The following is a 263-nucleotide window of genomic DNA, read 5'->3' as shown; positions in this document are numbered from 1 at the left end:
GCTTATGCCATTGCACTAACCTCCTGATGTCCGACCAGGATTAGCTAACCTTCGTGCTCCTCCGTTACTCTTTGGGAGGAGACCGCCCCAGTCAAACTACCCACCAGACACTGTCCGCAACCCGGATTACGGGTCCACGTTAGAACACCAGCCATTAAAGGGTGGTATTTCAAGGACGGCTCCACGCAGACTGGCGTCCACGCTTCAAAGCCTCCCACCTATCCTACACATCAAGGACCAGTGTTCAGTGTCAAGCTATAGTA

1 rRNA gene is annotated in these 263 nt (G+C 53.2%); it reads right to left on the bottom strand.

Features of this window, described 5'->3' with window-relative positions:
* Positions 1–263: ribosomal RNA gene (locus tag APT89_RS06100) — 23S ribosomal RNA — on the bottom strand; the annotation flags it as partial.

Origin of the sequence: Enterobacter sp. 50588862 (assembly GCF_001462935.1) — a bacterium.
Lineage (GTDB): Bacteria > Pseudomonadota > Gammaproteobacteria > Enterobacterales > Enterobacteriaceae > Enterobacter > Enterobacter bugandensis.
Note: the sequence above shows the minus strand (reverse complement) of the source record. Positions and strands in the feature narration are given on the sequence as shown.